17 protein-coding genes are annotated in these 16893 nt (G+C 39.7%); 11 read left to right on the top strand and 6 right to left on the bottom strand.

The window, feature by feature from the left end:
- Window positions 1-136: 136 nt before the first annotated feature.
- Window positions 137-1465, bottom strand: a complete 1329-nt coding sequence (tig, locus tag RCZ04_RS07580; protein ID WP_460485416.1) for a trigger factor — start codon at window positions 1463-1465, stop codon at window positions 137-139.
- Between the two features lie 903 nt (window positions 1466-2368).
- Here tig and RCZ04_RS07575 point away from each other — a divergent pair.
- The 6 genes from RCZ04_RS07575 to RCZ04_RS07550 all read left to right on the top strand — a co-directional run bounded on the left by RCZ04_RS07575 (window position 2369) and on the right by RCZ04_RS07550 (window position 5704).
- Window positions 2369-3226 carry an NADAR family protein gene (locus tag RCZ04_RS07575; RefSeq protein ID WP_460485415.1) on the top strand — a complete coding sequence of 286 codons (858 nt, stop codon included), beginning with the start codon at window positions 2369-2371 and terminating at the stop codon, window positions 3224-3226.
- A 103-nt stretch (window positions 3227-3329) separates the two neighbouring features.
- On the top strand, window positions 3330-3944 hold the full coding sequence (gene udk / locus RCZ04_RS07570; RefSeq protein WP_460485414.1) for a uridine-cytidine kinase: 615 nt from the start codon (window positions 3330-3332) through the stop codon (window positions 3942-3944).
- Window positions 3944-4252 carry a septum formation initiator family protein gene (locus tag RCZ04_RS07565; protein WP_460485413.1) on the top strand — a complete coding sequence of 103 codons (309 nt, stop codon included), beginning with the start codon at window positions 3944-3946 and terminating at the stop codon, window positions 4250-4252. Before udk ends, RCZ04_RS07565 begins: the two co-directional genes overlap by 1 nt.
- A 28-nt stretch (window positions 4253-4280) precedes the next feature.
- The gene (locus RCZ04_RS07560) at window positions 4281-4598 is read left to right on the top strand and encodes a DUF4298 domain-containing protein (RefSeq protein WP_460485412.1); all 318 of its coding nucleotides are present in this window, start codon (window positions 4281-4283) and stop codon (window positions 4596-4598) included.
- 51 nt (window positions 4599-4649) lie between these two features.
- Window positions 4650-5066, top strand: a complete 417-nt coding sequence (locus RCZ04_RS07555; RefSeq protein ID WP_460485411.1) for a PaaI family thioesterase — start codon at window positions 4650-4652, stop codon at window positions 5064-5066.
- A 17-nt stretch (window positions 5067-5083) separates the two neighbouring features.
- Complete coding sequence (locus tag RCZ04_RS07550) at window positions 5084-5704, top strand: L-threonylcarbamoyladenylate synthase (RefSeq protein ID WP_460485410.1); 621 nt, start codon at window positions 5084-5086, stop codon at window positions 5702-5704.
- A gap of 46 nt (window positions 5705-5750) precedes the next feature.
- Here RCZ04_RS07550 and RCZ04_RS07545 read toward each other — a convergent pair whose 3' ends face one another.
- Both RCZ04_RS07545 and RCZ04_RS07540 read right to left on the bottom strand, forming a co-directional pair.
- Window positions 5751-6035: a winged helix-turn-helix domain-containing protein gene (locus tag RCZ04_RS07545; RefSeq protein ID WP_460485409.1), complete on the bottom strand. Its 285-nt coding sequence runs from the start codon at window positions 6033-6035 to the stop codon at window positions 5751-5753.
- Window positions 6025-6627 (bottom strand): hypothetical protein, encoded by a 603-nt coding sequence (locus RCZ04_RS07540; protein WP_460485408.1) that lies wholly within the window; start codon window positions 6625-6627, stop codon window positions 6025-6027. Before RCZ04_RS07540 ends, RCZ04_RS07545 begins: the two co-directional genes overlap by 11 nt.
- A 269-nt stretch (window positions 6628-6896) precedes the next feature.
- On the opposite strand from RCZ04_RS07540, the gene ettA reads away from it, so the two are divergent.
- The 3 genes from ettA to RCZ04_RS07525 all read left to right on the top strand — a co-directional run bounded on the left by ettA (window position 6897) and on the right by RCZ04_RS07525 (window position 11343).
- Window positions 6897-8588, top strand: coding sequence for an ABC transporter ATP-binding protein (gene ettA / locus RCZ04_RS07535; protein ID WP_460485407.1), 1692 nt, complete (start codon window positions 6897-6899; stop codon window positions 8586-8588).
- Window positions 8589-8696: 108 nt separating this feature from the next.
- Window positions 8697-9275 carry a flavin reductase family protein gene (locus RCZ04_RS07530; protein ID WP_460485406.1) on the top strand — a complete coding sequence of 193 codons (579 nt, stop codon included), beginning with the start codon at window positions 8697-8699 and terminating at the stop codon, window positions 9273-9275.
- Between the two features lie 7 nt (window positions 9276-9282).
- The gene (locus RCZ04_RS07525; RefSeq protein ID WP_460485405.1) at window positions 9283-11343 is read left to right on the top strand and encodes a M13 family metallopeptidase; all 2061 of its coding nucleotides are present in this window, start codon (window positions 9283-9285) and stop codon (window positions 11341-11343) included.
- 51 nt (window positions 11344-11394) lie between these two features.
- On the opposite strand, the gene RCZ04_RS07520 is transcribed toward RCZ04_RS07525, so the two are convergent.
- Genes RCZ04_RS07520 through prmA form a run of 3 tightly spaced genes read right to left on the bottom strand, consistent with a single transcriptional unit; the run spans window position 11395 to window position 14410 of the window.
- Window positions 11395-12885, bottom strand: coding sequence for a phytoene desaturase family protein (locus RCZ04_RS07520; protein ID WP_460485404.1), 1491 nt, complete (start codon window positions 12883-12885; stop codon window positions 11395-11397).
- Window positions 12885-13574 carry an SMUG2 DNA glycosylase family protein gene (locus tag RCZ04_RS07515; RefSeq protein WP_460485403.1) on the bottom strand — a complete coding sequence of 230 codons (690 nt, stop codon included), beginning with the start codon at window positions 13572-13574 and terminating at the stop codon, window positions 12885-12887. The genes RCZ04_RS07520 and RCZ04_RS07515 overlap by 1 nt, the downstream gene beginning before the upstream one ends.
- Window positions 13574-14410 carry a 50S ribosomal protein L11 methyltransferase gene (prmA, locus tag RCZ04_RS07510; RefSeq protein WP_460485401.1) on the bottom strand — a complete coding sequence of 279 codons (837 nt, stop codon included), beginning with the start codon at window positions 14408-14410 and terminating at the stop codon, window positions 13574-13576. Before prmA ends, RCZ04_RS07515 begins: the two co-directional genes overlap by 1 nt.
- A 707-nt stretch (window positions 14411-15117) precedes the next feature.
- On the opposite strand from prmA, the gene RCZ04_RS07505 reads away from it, so the two are divergent.
- Together RCZ04_RS07505 and RCZ04_RS07500 are read left to right on the top strand one after the other, a co-directional pair.
- Entirely contained in the window at window positions 15118-15768 is a 651-nt protein-coding gene (locus RCZ04_RS07505; protein WP_460485400.1) for a phosphatidylserine decarboxylase, read from the top strand.
- An 11-nt stretch (window positions 15769-15779) separates the two neighbouring features.
- Complete coding sequence (locus RCZ04_RS07500) at window positions 15780-16889, top strand: CapA family protein (RefSeq protein WP_460485399.1); 1110 nt, start codon at window positions 15780-15782, stop codon at window positions 16887-16889.
- Window positions 16890-16893 lie beyond the last annotated feature (4 nt).

The raw sequence follows: 16893 nt of genomic DNA, 5'->3' as shown, positions 1-16893 counted from the left end.
TACTTTTTACTTAAAAAGGGTAGTCCAAAATTGCCAAATTATCACACAATAATGGTATTTTTATTAGCAATTTTGGACTGGTTTTGTTAATCTTTATAACTTTGTCAAAGTCTCAAACTTTGATAAAGTGCAGGAGCTATTCAGGGAAAGCAACTTTCACAAACTCGTCGAAAGTAACTTTCTTCACATCCGTATTAGCATTTTCTTTGTAGAACTCAATGAGTTTTTTAAATACCAACTGTTGCTGAATGCGTTGCACTTCTTCTCGGTTTTGCAACACACGGTCTACGATACCATCTACGTAGCTATCGTCGTCCGTAGGCATACCGTATTGTGACAGCTGTCCTTTGATATAAGTACGAGCAAAGTCTTTCAGTTCTTCAAATTTAGGGTGCAAGTCGTGTTCTTCCATTACTTTACCCTCAATGAGTTGGTAACGCAAACCTCTTTCTGAGCGCGTGTATTCTTCTTCAGCTTCTTGCTCAGTCAATTCTTTTTCACCAGCGGTACGCAACCATTTTTTAAGGAAAGCAACAGGGAGGTCAAACTGAGTGTTATCCACCAAATAATCAGTAACAGTATTCAAGAAATGCTGGTCGGCTTGCTCGTTGTATTGTTGCTGAGCGCCTTCTCTTATCTTGTCGCGCAATTGCTCTTCGCTGGTAACAGAACCATCAGGGAAGAGTTTGTTAAACAACTCTTGGTCTAAGGCAGCACCTTGGCGCTCGTTCACTTCTTCGAGGGTGAAAGTAACTTCCACGTCCAAGTGGTGCGCCTCGTCGTGCGATACTTTGAGGTAGTGCATTAGGCTGTGAGCATCTTTAAACAACCCTTTAGTTTGCAATTGAAATTGGTCACCTATCTTTTTGCCTACAAACTCTTTGCGCACGCCATCGCTGAGTTCTTCCAAAGTGAAAGTAGCTTGAGAGTCTATCCCTTTTTCCTCGTTGAAGAAAGTACCCGTTACCTCAAGACTGTCGTCATCAATCACTTCGCCTTTAGCCACAAGTTTACCAAATTGTTTCTGAATGCGCTCTACTTGTTTGTCGATTTGGTCATCAGTTACAGTAATTTCGTAGCGAACGATACCTTTTTTAGGTTTCAAATCCACTTCAATAGCAGGTGCTAATCCTATTTCGAACTCAAAAGTAAAGTCATCGGCATCTAAGTTGATATCTTGTTTTTCTTTAGGTAATGGGTTACCTAAAATATTGAGTTTTTCATCCCCTATGTATTTGTACAACGAGTCTTGTAACACACGGTTAATCTCGTCGAATTTCACCGCTTTGCCGTATTGTCTTTTAATCATTCCCGCAGGTACGTGACCCTTTCTAAAACCAGGAATAGAAGCGGTTTTTCTGTAATCGTTTAGTACTTTCTCTACTTTATCGGAGTAGTCGTTTTTTTCAATCGCTATCTTAATGACAGCATTCAAAGCATCTACTTGCTCTCTGTTTATATTCATTTCTAAAAAATATTAATCTAATTTTTTCAATTTGCAAAAGTAGTACTTTTTTTTTACATAGCCAAACTTTATGTTAAATCTTATATTCCAAAAGCATAATAGCCTATCAAAATTGATTTGCAAATTTGCTTTCTGCACTTTGCAAAATTTCTAATTGCCTGTCGTGATATGATTGCCCTTACAACTCCCACCGTCTTTATATCAACTTAGCCAAAGTTTCAAACTTCAGCTATGTTGAAATCCACTTACTAACTATCATCTAATCTTTATTCTTCCTTCGTCATTTGTCCATCTGCCCGTGCGGCTCGCACCGTCTTTCCTTCGTCTTTGCGTCGCTACAATTCCCCCTTTGGAGATAGCCAGCGAGGGCTCACAGCTGGGTATGTGCACAGCGCGAGAGCAGAGTATGTGAATAGGGGGAGGTTATCTTCGTCATTCTTTCGTCTTTTGTTCGTTCTTTGTTCGTTCTTTGTTCGTCATTTGTCCATCTGCCCGTGCTACTTCCTCCGTCTTTCCTTCGTCTTTGCGTCGCTACAATTCCCCCTTTGGAGGGGGATAGGGGGAGGTTATCTTCGTCATTTATTCGTCATTTATTCGCTGATGAGCCGATGTAAAGCCGATATAGAGCCGATATAGAGCCGATGATGATCCACTCATCGTTCTTCATTCCTTCGTTCTTTGTTCGTCTTTGCGTCGCTATACTCCCCCTTTGAAGGAAGTCTGCGAGAGCAGAGTATGTGAATAGGGGGGATGTTTTTATTATTTTTTATCCATAACTTGTTTGTTCAAACTTTATTATTTGCCTGTGTGGCTTACACCTGCCCGTGTGGCTCGCACTGTGATATTAACAGTACATTTGCTAATTTGCCAATAATCTCTTACTTTTGCATCAAAAAAATCCTTATGAATAAAGATAACAAACTAATGCCCCCACAGTGGATTCAATATCCTGAACTTTCTGAATTTACGATGGGCTGGCGTATGGGCTATGGCGAAGAATACCGCTATCAGTTTTGGAATTGGTACGACTCACTTACACCTCAACAACAGCAAGAGTATCAAAAACACTTTCCTTATCCTTCTTTTTGGCATCACAACAATTGGAAAATGATTAACAATGACGGTAAATTATCCCAAGATATTGTTGATAATGAAGAGGATTATTACTTTGGAAGTATTTCCTTTTGGCAGCCTAAGGGAATGTGTAAATATTCCAAAGAAACTTTTATCAATTCATCTAAAAAGCTCAAGTATCTCTTCTTTTGGAAACCCAATACTGATGTGGTAGACGAGTCTTGTTTTTCGCAATGGCAACCTTCATCTTTCAGAGTAAATGCCGATAAATATTTCTGTGCTGAACAGTATATGATGGCTGAAAAAGCGCGCTTGTTTGACGATGAAGAAGTAGAAAAGGAAATAATGAGCACCCACGATCCTAACCTGATGAAAGCTTTAGGCAGAAAGGTGCGCAATTTCCACCCTGCAATATGGGATAAGGTGAAATACAGCATAGTGCTCAACGGCAATTACTACAAATTCACCCAAAACAAAGTAATGATGGATTTTCTTTTATCTACCAGTGATAAGATATTAGTAGAAGCCAGCCCTCTTGATACCATTTGGGGCATTGGTTTAGGTAAAGACAACGAAAAAGCGCACAGCATCGCTTCGTGGCGCGGTAAGAACCTCTTAGGATTTGCCCTAATGGAAGTACGAGATGAATTGCGAAAACTTTATAAGAACGCACACTTGTTACTGTAGTATGTAAAGACCAATCACTAAAAAAACTTCTCATAGACGATTTTTAAGTTTTACTTTGTCAATTGACGAGTATTTTATACTTTTGCCCCAAAATACATCAAAGATGCTTATTATAGGAATTACAGGAGGAACAGGTTGTGGTAAAACAACCGTTGTTAATCAAATTATTAAAGAACTCTCAGGAGAGGAAGTTACCGTTATTTCACAAGATTCTTACTATAAAGATTTGAGTCATCTTAGCTTTTCTGACCGTACCAAAATCAATTTCGACCACCCCAATTCTATCGATTTTGATTTGCTCAAAGAACATCTATTGGCATTAAAAGAAGGAAGGGATATTCAAAGCCCTACTTATTCATTTGTAGAGCATAATCGTACTAAGGAAACTATTTTAGTTAAACCTACTAAAGTCGTAATTGTAGAAGGCATTCTTATCTTTTCACACCCCGATATACGTGAACTTTTCGATATTAAAATATTTGTGCACGCCGATTCTGATGAACGGCTTATACGCCGTATCAAACGTGATACAACCGAGAGAGGTCGTGATGTAAACGAAGTGCTCAACCGCTATCAAACCACTTTAAAGCCTATGCATTTAGAGTTCATTGAACCTGCTAAAGAGTTCGCCGATATTATTATTCCTAACAATAAGCGCAATAAGGTAGCTATTGATATCATTAAAACCATAGTGCATAACCGTATATTTCAAAAATAATGAAAAAGTTACTTGAATATCTTTCTTTATTGAGGGGCTATAAATTATACCTTGTCATATTATTCTTTTTTATAATATGGATGTCTTTCTTTGATGCCAATTCTATACTTACTCACCACGAACTCAATAAAGAAAGAGAAAAGCTCAATAAACAAAAACAATTCCTTAAAAAGGAGATTGAAAAGGATAAAAAAGAACTTCAATCTCTTTACACCGAAGAAGGTAAGGAGAAACTCGGTCGCGAAATATACTATCTAAAACACGACGATGAAGAAGTGTTTATTATCGAATATGATAGCATTAATTAAAACAATAACCTAATTTCTTAAATAAACAATGAACAAGCGATATGAAAATATTAGTAAGATGAACAACATTCTTACTAAATTAGAAAACGTTCTTACTAAAGCTCAAGAAGTATTGGAAGAATGGAAAGCAATCCAGCCCGAGTATGACCAGTTGGTAGCTTATTACGACAGTAAGCAGTGGCGTCAAGACTATTTCGATAGCAACGATGGTAAAATACCTAACGAAGTACCGCAATGGGTACTTTCACAAGATGCTATTTTTGATGCTATTGGTACTCAGTTTTACTTAGCCGATGAGTATCGCACTTTGTTAGATAGCATTAAGGCAAAGGAATTAGAACCTTAAAATTACGGTTTGTAATCTTGTAAAACTTCCTAAGTTTTTTAGGTAAAACATATGAATAAAGAATCCTTACAACAACTCTGGAAAACATTACCACCTAATAATCTAATGCGTGATTGGCAAATGGAAATTGCTGAAGTTACTGAAGATACAATTACTCTTAGTATGCCGGTTACCGAACGTGTTACCCAAATAGATGGAGTGCTTCACGGAGGAGCTACATTGGCACTGGCTGAAACTGCAGGGAGTTTAGGAGCTTATTTGCTTTACCGAGAAGAAGGAGAGCAGATACGAGGGATAGAACTAAGTGCTAATCACGTGCGAGCGGGTAGGGTAGGGGATACACTCTATGCTAAGGCAATATGTGTGAATGCAGGTAGAATGCTCCAGTTATGGGAAATAAAAGTAACAAATCAAGACAAAAAGCTTATCTCTTACTGTAAATTTACTACTATAAGAATTAATCAATAACTGTTAATCATTGAAAAATGGCTGAGTTTATAAAGATATATAATGAAAATCCCAATGAAAAAGATATAAATAGGGTAGTAGAAGTCCTTCGTCGTGGAGGACTGATTATTTATCCTACTGATACCGTCTACGGATTGGGCTGTGATATTACTAATACCAAGGCGCTTGAAAAAATTGCTCGTATCAAAGGTGTAAAGCTCGAAAAGGCAAACTTCTCTTTTGTGTGCTCTGATTTAAAAAACTTATCAGATTACGTAAAACAAATAGATACAAGTACTTTTAAGTTGTTGAAACGTACCTTACCAGGTCCTTATACTTTCATTATGCAGGGTAATAATAATTTACCTAAAGATTTTAAGAAGAAAAAAACAGTAGGTATCCGTATTCCTGATAACTTAATCGCACGTACAATTGTAGAGAAATTAGGGAACCCTATTGTATCTACTTCTATTTATGATGAAGATGATGTGATAGAATATACCACCGATCCAGAACTTATTTTTGAGAAATGGCAAAATCGTGTAGATATAGTGATTGATGGAGGTTATGGTGATAATGTAGCTTCTACGGTGATTGACCTCTCAGGAGATGTTCCAGAAGTACTACGTGAAGGCAAAGGAGATACATCAATTATTTAACATCACTCGTTAGTCGTTAAAAGCAAACGACTAACGAGTGATATAGCTAACGGCTAATATAGCTTTTTAATGCCTCTACATATTGCTCAAAAGCTAAAAGACCTTTTTTGGTGAGTTGTACTTCAGTATTCGGGTAGTTATCTTTAAAACTCTTTTTAATACTGATATATCCAGCTGTTTCTAACTTCTGGATTTGTACAGAAATATTGCCAGAGGTAGCTTGAGTTGCCTCTTTGATACGGGCAAAATCAGCTTTTTCTTCAGATACCAATAGAGAGACGATAGCCAAACGAAGCTGTGAGTGCAAAATAGGGTCTAAATCAGCGAACATTGTTTCTTTTTTTATATTCGTTATGAAATTGAATACCAGGTATTAAGAATAGTAAACCCGCCATAATGCTACTGACTAAAGGTAGAAAAATTTCTTGACTAAAAGAAATAAATTGTATGGCGTAAATAATTATAAATGCCAATACACAGGCAACTATCCATAGCTTCATTTTCATTTGTAACGCCATTGTTAAAGTTACAAACGTGAAAGGCAGATAGATTATTAAAAAAGCAGTGAGAAAAGAGTCAAAGATTGACCAAGGGATTAAGAAGGCTATTATGGCATTAATACCTGCTATAAACCAAAGCCAATCCGTCCAATCATTATAGCTTTTTTCGGCTTTTTTGCGCTTCGTACTTTTAATTTTTATCCATAAGCTATAAAAGAACCCGAGAGGCATTAATATCAACCAAACAAATCCTGATTGTTTAGGATAATAGTCCGCGATGAGCATCACAAACTGAATAATACCAGAAAGCATAATGAGCACACTCCAAAAGATGAGGAAGAAACCGTTCTCTTCGTACTTTTGTTTTCGTTGATTGATGACAGACTGAATGATTTTCAAGCTGTCGGCTACTTGTAATTCCATAGTTTAAAATATTTAATGTTATAAATTCGTTGCAAATATAAGTTGGTTTATAATATAAACCAAATTTTTTAGCAATTATTTTTGTAGTATGAAGTATATTATTTATTACAAAGTTATAATTCAATTAGTTATAGAAATATAATTTTACAGTTTGCAGAGTATATGTGAGCCAAAATTTGTTTACTTGATATTATTTTTATATTTTTGCACTTGTAATGAGAATCTTTAATGATTTCATTTACTATTCATTTTCTACTTTACAATAAACTATGGCCGACGACAAAAAAATCATCTTTTCAATGAATAAGGTAAGCAAGACCTATTCATCTACTAATAAGCAAGTACTTAAGGATATTTACCTCAGCTTCTTCTATGGGGCTAAAATTGGTATACTCGGGCTCAACGGCTCTGGTAAATCTTCTCTTTTAAAAATCATTGCAGGAATCGATAAAAACTACCAAGGCGAAGTAGTATTCGCCCCTAATTATACGGTAGGTTATCTTGAACAAGAGCCGCATCTAAACGATGAAAAAACTGTCATTGAGGTAGTACGCGAAGGGGTAGCCGAAACTGTAAAACTCTTAGACGAGTTCAATCATATCAACGACCTTTTTGCGCTGGAAGAAAACTATTCCGACCCCGATAAGATGCAAAAGTTGATGGATAAACAAGCTGAGTTACAAGATAAAATTGATGCACTCAACGCTTGGGAGCTGGACAACCAGTTGGAAGTAGCTATGGAGGCCCTCCGTACCCCTGAGCCTGATACTCCTATCAAAGTACTTTCAGGGGGGGAACGCCGTAGGGTAGCTCTTTGTCGTTTGCTCTTGCAACAACCTGATGTATTATTGCTTGATGAGCCTACCAACCACTTAGATGCCGAGTCTGTTCTGTGGTTAGAACAACACTTACAACAGTATGCTGGTACGGTAATTGCCGTTACACACGACCGTTACTTCTTAGACAATGTTGCTGGCTGGATTCTTGAACTCGACCGCGGCGAGGGTATTCCTTGGAAAGGTAATTACTCTTCTTGGCTCGACCAAAAAGCGAAACGTTTGGCTCAAGAACAAAAGACTGAAAGCAAACGCCAAAAGGTGTTGGAGCGTGAGCTCGAGTGGGTGCGTCAAGGGGCTAAAGGTCGTCAAGCCAAACAAAAAGCGCGTTTGCAAAACTATGACCGCTTGCTCAATGAAGACCAAAAGCAGCTCGAAGAAAAACTCGAAATATACATCCCTAACGGCCCTCGTTTGGGTACCAATGTCATTGAAGCGCGTCACGTTGCTAAAGCTTTTGGCGATAAATTGCTGTACGATGATTTGAACTTTGTACTCCCTCAAGCGGGTATCGTAGGGGTGATAGGTCCTAATGGAGCGGGTAAATCTACTATCTTCCGTATGATAATGGGCGAAGAACAACCTGATAGTGGCGAGTTCCTTGTAGGCGAAACTGTTAAAATCGCTTATGTAGACCAAACTCACAAACAGATAGACCCCGAAAAATCTATTTGGGAAAACTTTTCTGGCGGACAAGACTTCATTATGATGGGGGGGCGTCAAGTGAATTCTCGCGCTTATCTGAGCCGTTTTAACTTTGGTGGTAGTGAGCAGAACAAAAAGGTAGCTACCCTTTCAGGAGGTGAACGCAACCGCTTGCACCTTGCGATGACCCTCAAAGAAGAAGGCAATGTGTTGCTGCTTGACGAACCTACAAACGACCTCGATGTGAACACCCTCCGCGCTTTAGAAGAAGGTTTAGAAAACTTTGCAGGCTGTGCCGTAGTCATCTCACACGACCGCTGGTTCTTAGACCGTATCTGTACCCATATCTTAGCTTTTGAAGGTGACTCACAAGTCTATTTCTTTGAAGGCAGCTTCTCCGAATACGAAGAGAACAAGAAAAAACGCCTCGGCAAAGAAGTAACGCCTACACGTATTAAATATAAAAAATTGGTGAGATAAGAATACAAAAAGTAATTATATAGGGAACTAGCATATAAAAACTTTTTGATAAATATTTTATTGAATTCCCGATTAAATTTTGTACCTTTGTGCCATAAATTAAATAGTATGCAATCATTTATTCCTAATATGTTTTATTACGGTTTTCCCGTAGTACTCCTTACTACTACTGATAAGGAAGGAAATACCGATATTACCCCTATCACCTGCAATTTTACTTTAATGGGTGATGCGGGAATGGCTTTAGTGAAGCTTAATCAGGCGTATGATAATGTAAAGGCAGTGCCTGAAGCAGTCTTTAACCTGCCCACTGCTCAAATGTGGGAAAAAGTAGAAGCCATAGCTCCTTACACAACCAAAAATCCTGTGCCAGAGCAAAAAGCAGCTAAGTACACTTATACAGATGATAAATTCTCCATAGGAGGATTTACCGCTATTTCTTCAGAAAAAGTAAAACCGCCACGCATTGCCGAGTGTCCTATTCAGGCAGAAGCCAAAGTAACTCATCTCCACGAACGCAAAAAATATGCATTAGTTGAACTCAAATTTGTACAAGTGCACGCTGAAGACTATCTCGTGATGGACGGCAATAAAATAGACCCTCTCAAATGGGACTCCCTTATTTACAACTTCAAACACTACTACGCCTTGGGCGAACATAAAGGATTGAACTTCACTATTAAATAATATACAAATGAAAAAAACAGTAAAAACCGCACTGTTGTTTTCGTCCGCAACCCTGATGGTTGCTTGTGGCGGAAATAACTCTAAATCAAACAGCGAAATGACAGACAAAAATGCTGACAAGGGGATCGCCCTTGCTGAAATGGATACTACCGTGCGTCCGCAAGATGATTTCTACAACTTTGTGAATGGCTCGTGGGCTAAAACCGCTAAAATTCCAGCTGATAAACCTACGTGGGGGGCTTTCCATATCTTGCGCGAGCAAACTGATGAGAATTGCTTGCTCATACTCGATAACCTCCTCAAAGAAAACTTCGCTCAAGGTACAGAAGGTCAGAAAATCAAAGACTTGTACGAGTCGTTTATCGATTGGAAAAAGCGCGATGCCGAAGGTCTCAAACCTATTGAAGGCTATCTCACTAAAATCGACAATATCAAAACCTTGGCCGACCTTCAAAAGTATTTGGAAGAGGTAACTCGCGAAGGTGAAAACCCTATCTGCGCTTGGGGCGTGTACGCCGATATGAAGGATTCTAATATGAATACCGTGTACCTCGGCAACTTCAGCATAGGTATGGGGCGCGATTACTACCAAAAGGATAGCAAGGAAAACACCGAAGCCTTGAACAAATACCAAGAGTATGTAGCCGCTATCTTCAAAGTGCTCAAAGACGACAAAGCTGCTGAAAAAGCTAAACAAATTGTTGATTTTGAACGCAAAGTGGCAAAACTGATGCTCACCAATGAGGAAGACCGCAACCCTAACCTCAGCTACAACCCTCAAACAATGGCTGAGCTTAGCAAATTGGTGAAAAACATCAACTTGCCTCAGTTGCTCAAGAACGTAGGGGTAAATACTGATAAAGTGGTAGTTTCCGAAATTCGCTTGTACAAACAATACGACCAATTGCTCAACGAAAAGAGCTTGCCCCTTATCAAAGATTACCTCCGTTACCAATTAGTAGCCGATAACGCGAGCAACCTCACCAAAGAACTCGATGAGCTTTCTTTTAATTTCTACAACAAATACTTGCAAGGACAAGAAGAACAACGCCCGATGAACAAACGCGCGCTTGCGGTAATCAACGGTATTTTGGGAGAAGCGTTCGGTAAATTGTACGTTGAAAAATACTTCCCTGCTAAAGCTAAAGAAGAAATGGTTACTTTGGTGGATTACCTCAAAAAAAGCTTTGCTCAACACATCAAAGATCTCACTTGGATGTCTGATGCTACCAAAGAAAAAGCTTTAGCAAAACTCAACCGTTTTACGGTAAAAGTAGGCTATCCTGACAAGTGGGAAGATTACTCTAAATTGGTAGTTGAACCTGCTGCTAAAACTGTGTACTACACCAATTTGCAACGTGTAAACGAATGGGCTTACCAAAAGAGTTTGGAAAAAGTAGGCAAACCTGTAGATAAAACTAAATGGGGTATGTCACCTCAAACCGTGAACGCTTACTACAATCCACTATACAACGAAATCGTGTTCCCAGCTGCTATTTTGCAACCTCCTTTCTTCAATTTTGAAGCCGACCCTGCGGTGAACTTCGGAGGTATTGGGGCAGTTATCGGTCACGAAATGACTCACGGATTTGACGATAGTGGTGCTGAGTTCGACGCTGATGGAAACCTTAAGAATTGGTGGACTCCTGAAGATAAAGCCAACTTTGAGAATGCTACCAAAGCCCTTGCTAAACAATACGACCAATACGAACCTGTAAAAGGTATTTTCGTAAATGGTACTTTTACCAGTGGTGAAAACATCGCCGACCTTGGTGGGGTGAACATCGCTTTTGACGCTTTGCAAATGTACCTCAAAGACAAAGGGAATGTAGATAAAATCAGTGGTTTTACACAAGATCAACGTTTCTTCATCTCTTGGGGAACTGTATGGCGCACCCTTTCTACTGATAAGTACCTCACTAACCAAGTAAAAACCGACCCTCACAGTCCGGGTTACTTCCGTTCATTCGGCCCTATAGTGAATGTAGATGCTTGGTACAAAGCCTTTGATGTAAAAGAAGGTGATAAACTCTATAAAAAACCTGAAGACCGCATTAAGATTTGGTAGAACATCCCCCTCACATACTCCGCTCTCGCGGACTTCCTTGAAAGGGGGAATTTAAGGAGTTGCAAGCAACATTTTAGTAGTTAGCACCGCACTGATAGTAACTCCTACTAAGCCGTGCATCGCAACACTCTGACCAGTAACATACAGATTCTTGATGTGAGTTTGTGGCATAAAAACGCTTTCCATTATACGGGAAGCGTTTTTTTTGTAGCCGTATAAAGCTCCTGTAGGGTTACCTATATAATCGCGATAGGTGAGGGGAGTGGAAGTATAGTAACGACTGATACAGCTCTTAAGTGTAGGGAATTGCTGTGCCACCACATCGAGCAAATCCATAGCGCGTTGGCGCTTGAAAAGTTCGTATTGAACCCCTCGCGGACTGCCTTCAGTATTGGTAGCAAACGATTCCTGCCAACGCTGTAGTTCGCTGGCATTCATATAGGTGAGAAGGGTAGCATTATCGCTATAAGCCCCTCCGCTGGCTGGCGGATTCATTGAGAGCATATACGATAGCGGAAAGTCGTTGGTAGGATAATTGGGAGAATTGTAAACGCTGGCATTGTCCTTAAACCAATATATGTTGTAAGGCAGATAAGGGAAACTATCGGGCTTGAGTGTCAAGTGTAAAGAAAAAGCAGCGACTGTAGGTTGTAAGCCCTGCACTCGCTTGTAGAACGACGGTTTAAAAGGTGCTTTGCCAGTGATGTTCAGCAGTTGCTTCACATCTATAGCCGAGATGATTTGGTTTGCTTTAAATACCTCACCTTGCTTAGTAAGCACCTTGCTGATAGTAATTTCTTCGCCGTACTCAAACCCAATTACTTCGCGGTTGTTAAAGAGGTCAGCGCCGTGTTGTCGCAATTGAGCGATGAGCAAATCAGTGATTTGAGAGCCACCGTGTTGCAATCGCCAAGCGCTTTCTATATACGAATTGACCGAAAGCGCGTGTACGTACAAAGGTGTTTGTTCATCAGCACCGCCGTAGAGAAAGTTAGAGCCCAAGAGCACCGCTTTGAGTCGCTCGTTATCAGTAAGATGGTTGAGAAAATCGAGGAGTTTTAAGGAAAGGGTATGCACATCGTATTCTGCTACAGCCTCTTTATGGCGGTAGAGCGGAAAGCGGTCGCAAATGCTTTGCATCGTGTGAGCATACTCCTCTAAAGCTTTTTTTTCATTAGGAAAGTAGGGGAGGAGCTGTGCAATGAAATTGTCATAACCTTGAGCGTGAGGATAGAGAGTGTTAGGGGTGTCGCCAAAAGCAATACGGTCAAAACCATTGATATCAAGGCGTTCTAAGGAAAGACTATCGGCAATGCCTACGTCTTTAAAGTATTCGTGCAACACCTGACCTTCAGCGAGACTCCCTACGTAATGCACTCCTGTGTCAAACAGCGTGTTAGAGCGCACAAACGTCTGCAAATTACCCCCATATTGCTGATTTTTCTCCAATACGCATACCCTCTTTCCCGCTTTTGCCAATAGCAAAGCCGAAAAGAGTCCCGAAAGTCCGCTACCTATGATAAGAACGTCGTATTGTTTCATCAATTATTGTCAAAACTCATCAAAAACTTATCAATATAGAGTTGTTTTTCTTTTGATTTGTACTGTTGGATAAAGCGAGGGTGTTCTAACACGACCATTTCTCCGAATAAATTCGCTTCTTTATTCAATTTCTGCAAGAAAGTAGCGTTCTTTTTGCCGAGTACAAATACTTTGCGAGCGTCTACCCCTAAGGCGATATGTTGTTTGAGCGTTTCAATCATATAGCCTTTTAAGCAGTTAAAAAGCGCCTCATCATCGTAGTAATTGGCATTGAGCCATTTGCCGTCCTTTGCCTTGCGCACAATCGCTAAGGGGAAAGGTGAATTGATATAAAAATCATTGTAGAACTTAGCTACTCCGCCGTATGCTTTTATCAATTCATACATAAAAACCGAAGATACTTCGTGCGTATGTGCTGAAGCCATTGTAATGCCACACTCGCTTTGCAGGCGCTTGGTATCTGTAAATGGTACCCCCGTAACCCCCGCCCCGTGTCGACTGGGATTGATGCCAATGATAAAGCGTCTTGTGTGATTATCGTTGTAGAATTTTTCGTAAAAAGCGCGCATCACTTGCATAGTTTCAGGATTATCAGTATAAGGGTTCAGCACTGCAAAGTCTTTGGGAAGCGCATCGTGATACACCAAATGTGTATTGAAGTTGATGATTTTATCGGTGAAAGTATTCATTACGCTTGTTTTTGAAATTTCACCGCTACCCAGTTATTACGCTCTAAATTTTCAACGTACTGCAAGCCGTATTCTTCAGCTTTTGCGATAATGAGAGGCATATCTTCTTTGTAAAAACCGCTGAGCAAGAGGGAGCCTCCTGCTTTGAGGGCTGGTGCGTACTGTGGTATGTCGTTTAAGAGAATGTTGCGGTTGATGTTGGCGATAATGAGGTCAAAATCTTTCTCGTGTGCTAAGCTATCGGCATTGCCGAGCTGTACCTTGATGTGCTCACAGCCGTTGCGTTGTACGTTCTCGATAGAGTTCTCTACACACCACTCATCTACATCAATAGCGAGCACCTGGGTAGCTCCGCGCTTAGCTGCCATAATCGCGAGCACGCTGGTACCACAGCCCATATCGAGCACTTTTTTACCGTTGAGTTCCTCTTTCAGCAAGAACTGCAACATCATATAAGTCGTTTCGTGATGTCCTGTACCGAAACTCATTTTGGGATCAATGACGATTTCATAAGGAGTATGCGCCTCGAGGTGAAAAGTAGCGCGCACAGTACACTGGTCATCTACTGTGATAGGCTCAAAATGTTTTTCCCATTCCTCGTTCCAATTCACCTGTTCGATAGTTTGGTGGGTATAGGTAATTTGAAACTCTTCGCTGTGAAGTATCTGTATATCAGCGAGTATATTGGCATTCCAAAGCGGTTCTTGTATATAAGCCTGCAAGCCTGTTTCGGTATCTACAAAACTTTCAAAGCCCACTTCAGCGAGTTCGGCTACTAATATTTCGGAGGCAACGCCCATCGGGGTAATTGTAAAATTGTATTCTATATAATTCATTATATTAAGTTATGCGTTTATTTTTTATAATAAAATCAAATAAATAGAGCATCAAAGATGCTTGTTAGTCTCGCACGGATAACACGGAACACACGGATTTGTACGTTGATAAACTCTCTAAATACAGAAAAGACTGTATTGTAATGTGCACGGATTTATAGCTTTGCTATCAGATTTCACGAAACTACAAGTTAAAATACTATTTAAATAGAGCATCAAAGGTGTTTGTTAGTTTCGCACGGATAACACAGAACACACGTTATATTAGAAAACTGAGAAAAAAAATGTTAAAATATATAAAAACACTGCATTTTATTCAATAAAAAATAAATAAAACACTTTTTTATCTTTAATGCAATGAAAATTATTAAACACTTATTAATCAGTTAAATGAGTGTTAAAGTTGCCTTATGTTTTAGATGGTGTTAGAGCGAAGCTAAGACGAAGCTAAGGCGAAGGTAAACCGAAGCTAAGGTCTTATTAAACTGTATATCAATTAGTAAAAACTTCAATTTTGAGTATTGAAAAAAAAGTGTTAAAATAGGCTATATACTGAAAAAAATGCAATAGTTTTATAGGTTGTGATGTCAGAGGGCAAAAGTACTAAAAAAATAGGGAAGACAAAGAATTGTGGTTGAAAAATATTTGCTATGCGTTGCAATTTGTTAATTCTTTCGTATCTTTGCACCCTAAAATAATTGAATACAATGTTTCATAAAGAAGGTTTTAAGATTATTCTTGTTACGCTGTTCATCGTGATAGGCGTGTCACTCGTAGCGCAATATTTCGTGGATATAGTGTGGCTTAAAAAGGCTATACAGCTATTAGCTATCTTGTTTCTGATTGCTATTTTGCAGTTCTTTAGAAATCCTAAACGCGCCACCCAAAAGAATGACAATCATATTATTGCTCCGGTAGACGGTAGAGTAGTAGTGATTGAAGAAGTGTTTGAAAAAGAATACTTTAAAGACAAACGCTTGCAGATATCTATTTTTATGTCGCCTATCAATGTGCACGTAACGCGTTATGCTTTAGGAGGAAAAATTACTTACAGCGAGTATCACCCAGGGAAATACTTAGTAGCGTGGCACCCGAAGGCTTCAGAAGAAAACGAACGTACCACCATAGTGGTAGATAACCCTGTGTTCGGTGAAGTGTTGTACCGACAAATAGCCGGAGCCCTTGCCAAGCGCATTGTGAATTATGCCAAAGTGGGCGATACTGCCGTTCAAGGTGAAGATGCGGGTTTTATCAAATTTGGGTCGCGTGTGGACGTGTATTTGCCTTTGGGAACAAAAGTAAATGTGCAACTCAATCAGACCGTTAAAGGCGGTATTGATGTGATTGCCGAAAAATAAGAAAGAACGAGATGCGAAGAATTCTGTTGTTAATAGCCTTAAGTATCAGTGGGTATGCCACTGCACAGATAGACACTTTACCGCGTACTATTATTGATAGTTTAGCACTTCCTACCAAGGATACGCTTACGATAGTAGCAGTAGGTGATGTGATGATAGGCTCGGGGTTTCCTTCGGGGTATTTGCCGAAAGACGATGCGGTGAACAGTTTTAAATATGTAAAACCTTACTTGAAAGGTGATATTGTATTTGGCAACTTAGAAGGGGCGATACTCAATAGTGGCGATTCCGACAAGTGCAAGAACTCGGAAGAGGGCAGTTGCTATGCTTTCCGTATGCCCGATCGCTATGGGAAGATCATTAAAGAGGCGGGGTTCAACCTGCTGAGTACGGCTAATAATCACGCGAACGACTTTGGCGAAAAAGGACGACGCAACACTGCTAAGATACTTGATGAAGTAGGGATATACCACGCAGGACCTGTGGAAAACAAGTCGGTGGTATTTGAAAAAGACGGTGTGAAGTATGGTTTCTGCGCTTTTTCGCCTAACAGTAATATGCTGTCGGTGAACAATATAGAGCAAGCTACCGATTTGGTGAAAGAATTGCGCCCGCAAGTAGATATTCTTATTGTTTCATTCCACGGAGGGGCAGAAGGAGCAAAGAACACGCGAGTGCCGAAAACTAATGAAATGTTCTTTGGAGAGAACCGAGGAAATGTACACAAATTTGCGCACTCAGTCATAGACGCAGGTGCTGATATAGTATTGGGACACGGGCCTCACGTGACACGTGCCGTAGAGGTGTATAACGGGAAGTTTATTGCTTATAGTATGGGGAATTTCAACACTTACGGAAGATTTAACTTGCAGGGACCTAATGGGATTGCACCACTACTCGACATTAAAATTGACCGTAAAGGCAATTTCTTATATGCCAATGTGCTTTCAGTGAAACAAACGAAAGCGAAAGGCTTGGAACTTGACAACGATTGTAAGGTGTTTGACGAAATGAAACGCCTTACGAAGCTTGACTTTCCTGAAACCCCTTTGATTTTTGAGAATGACCAAATTTTGATTAAGACAACGGAACCAGATAACAAACTAATAACTAAAAACTAATATA

This window comes from Capnocytophaga sp. HP1101 (assembly GCF_054772415.1).
This window is presented reverse-complemented; position numbering and strand designations above follow the sequence as displayed.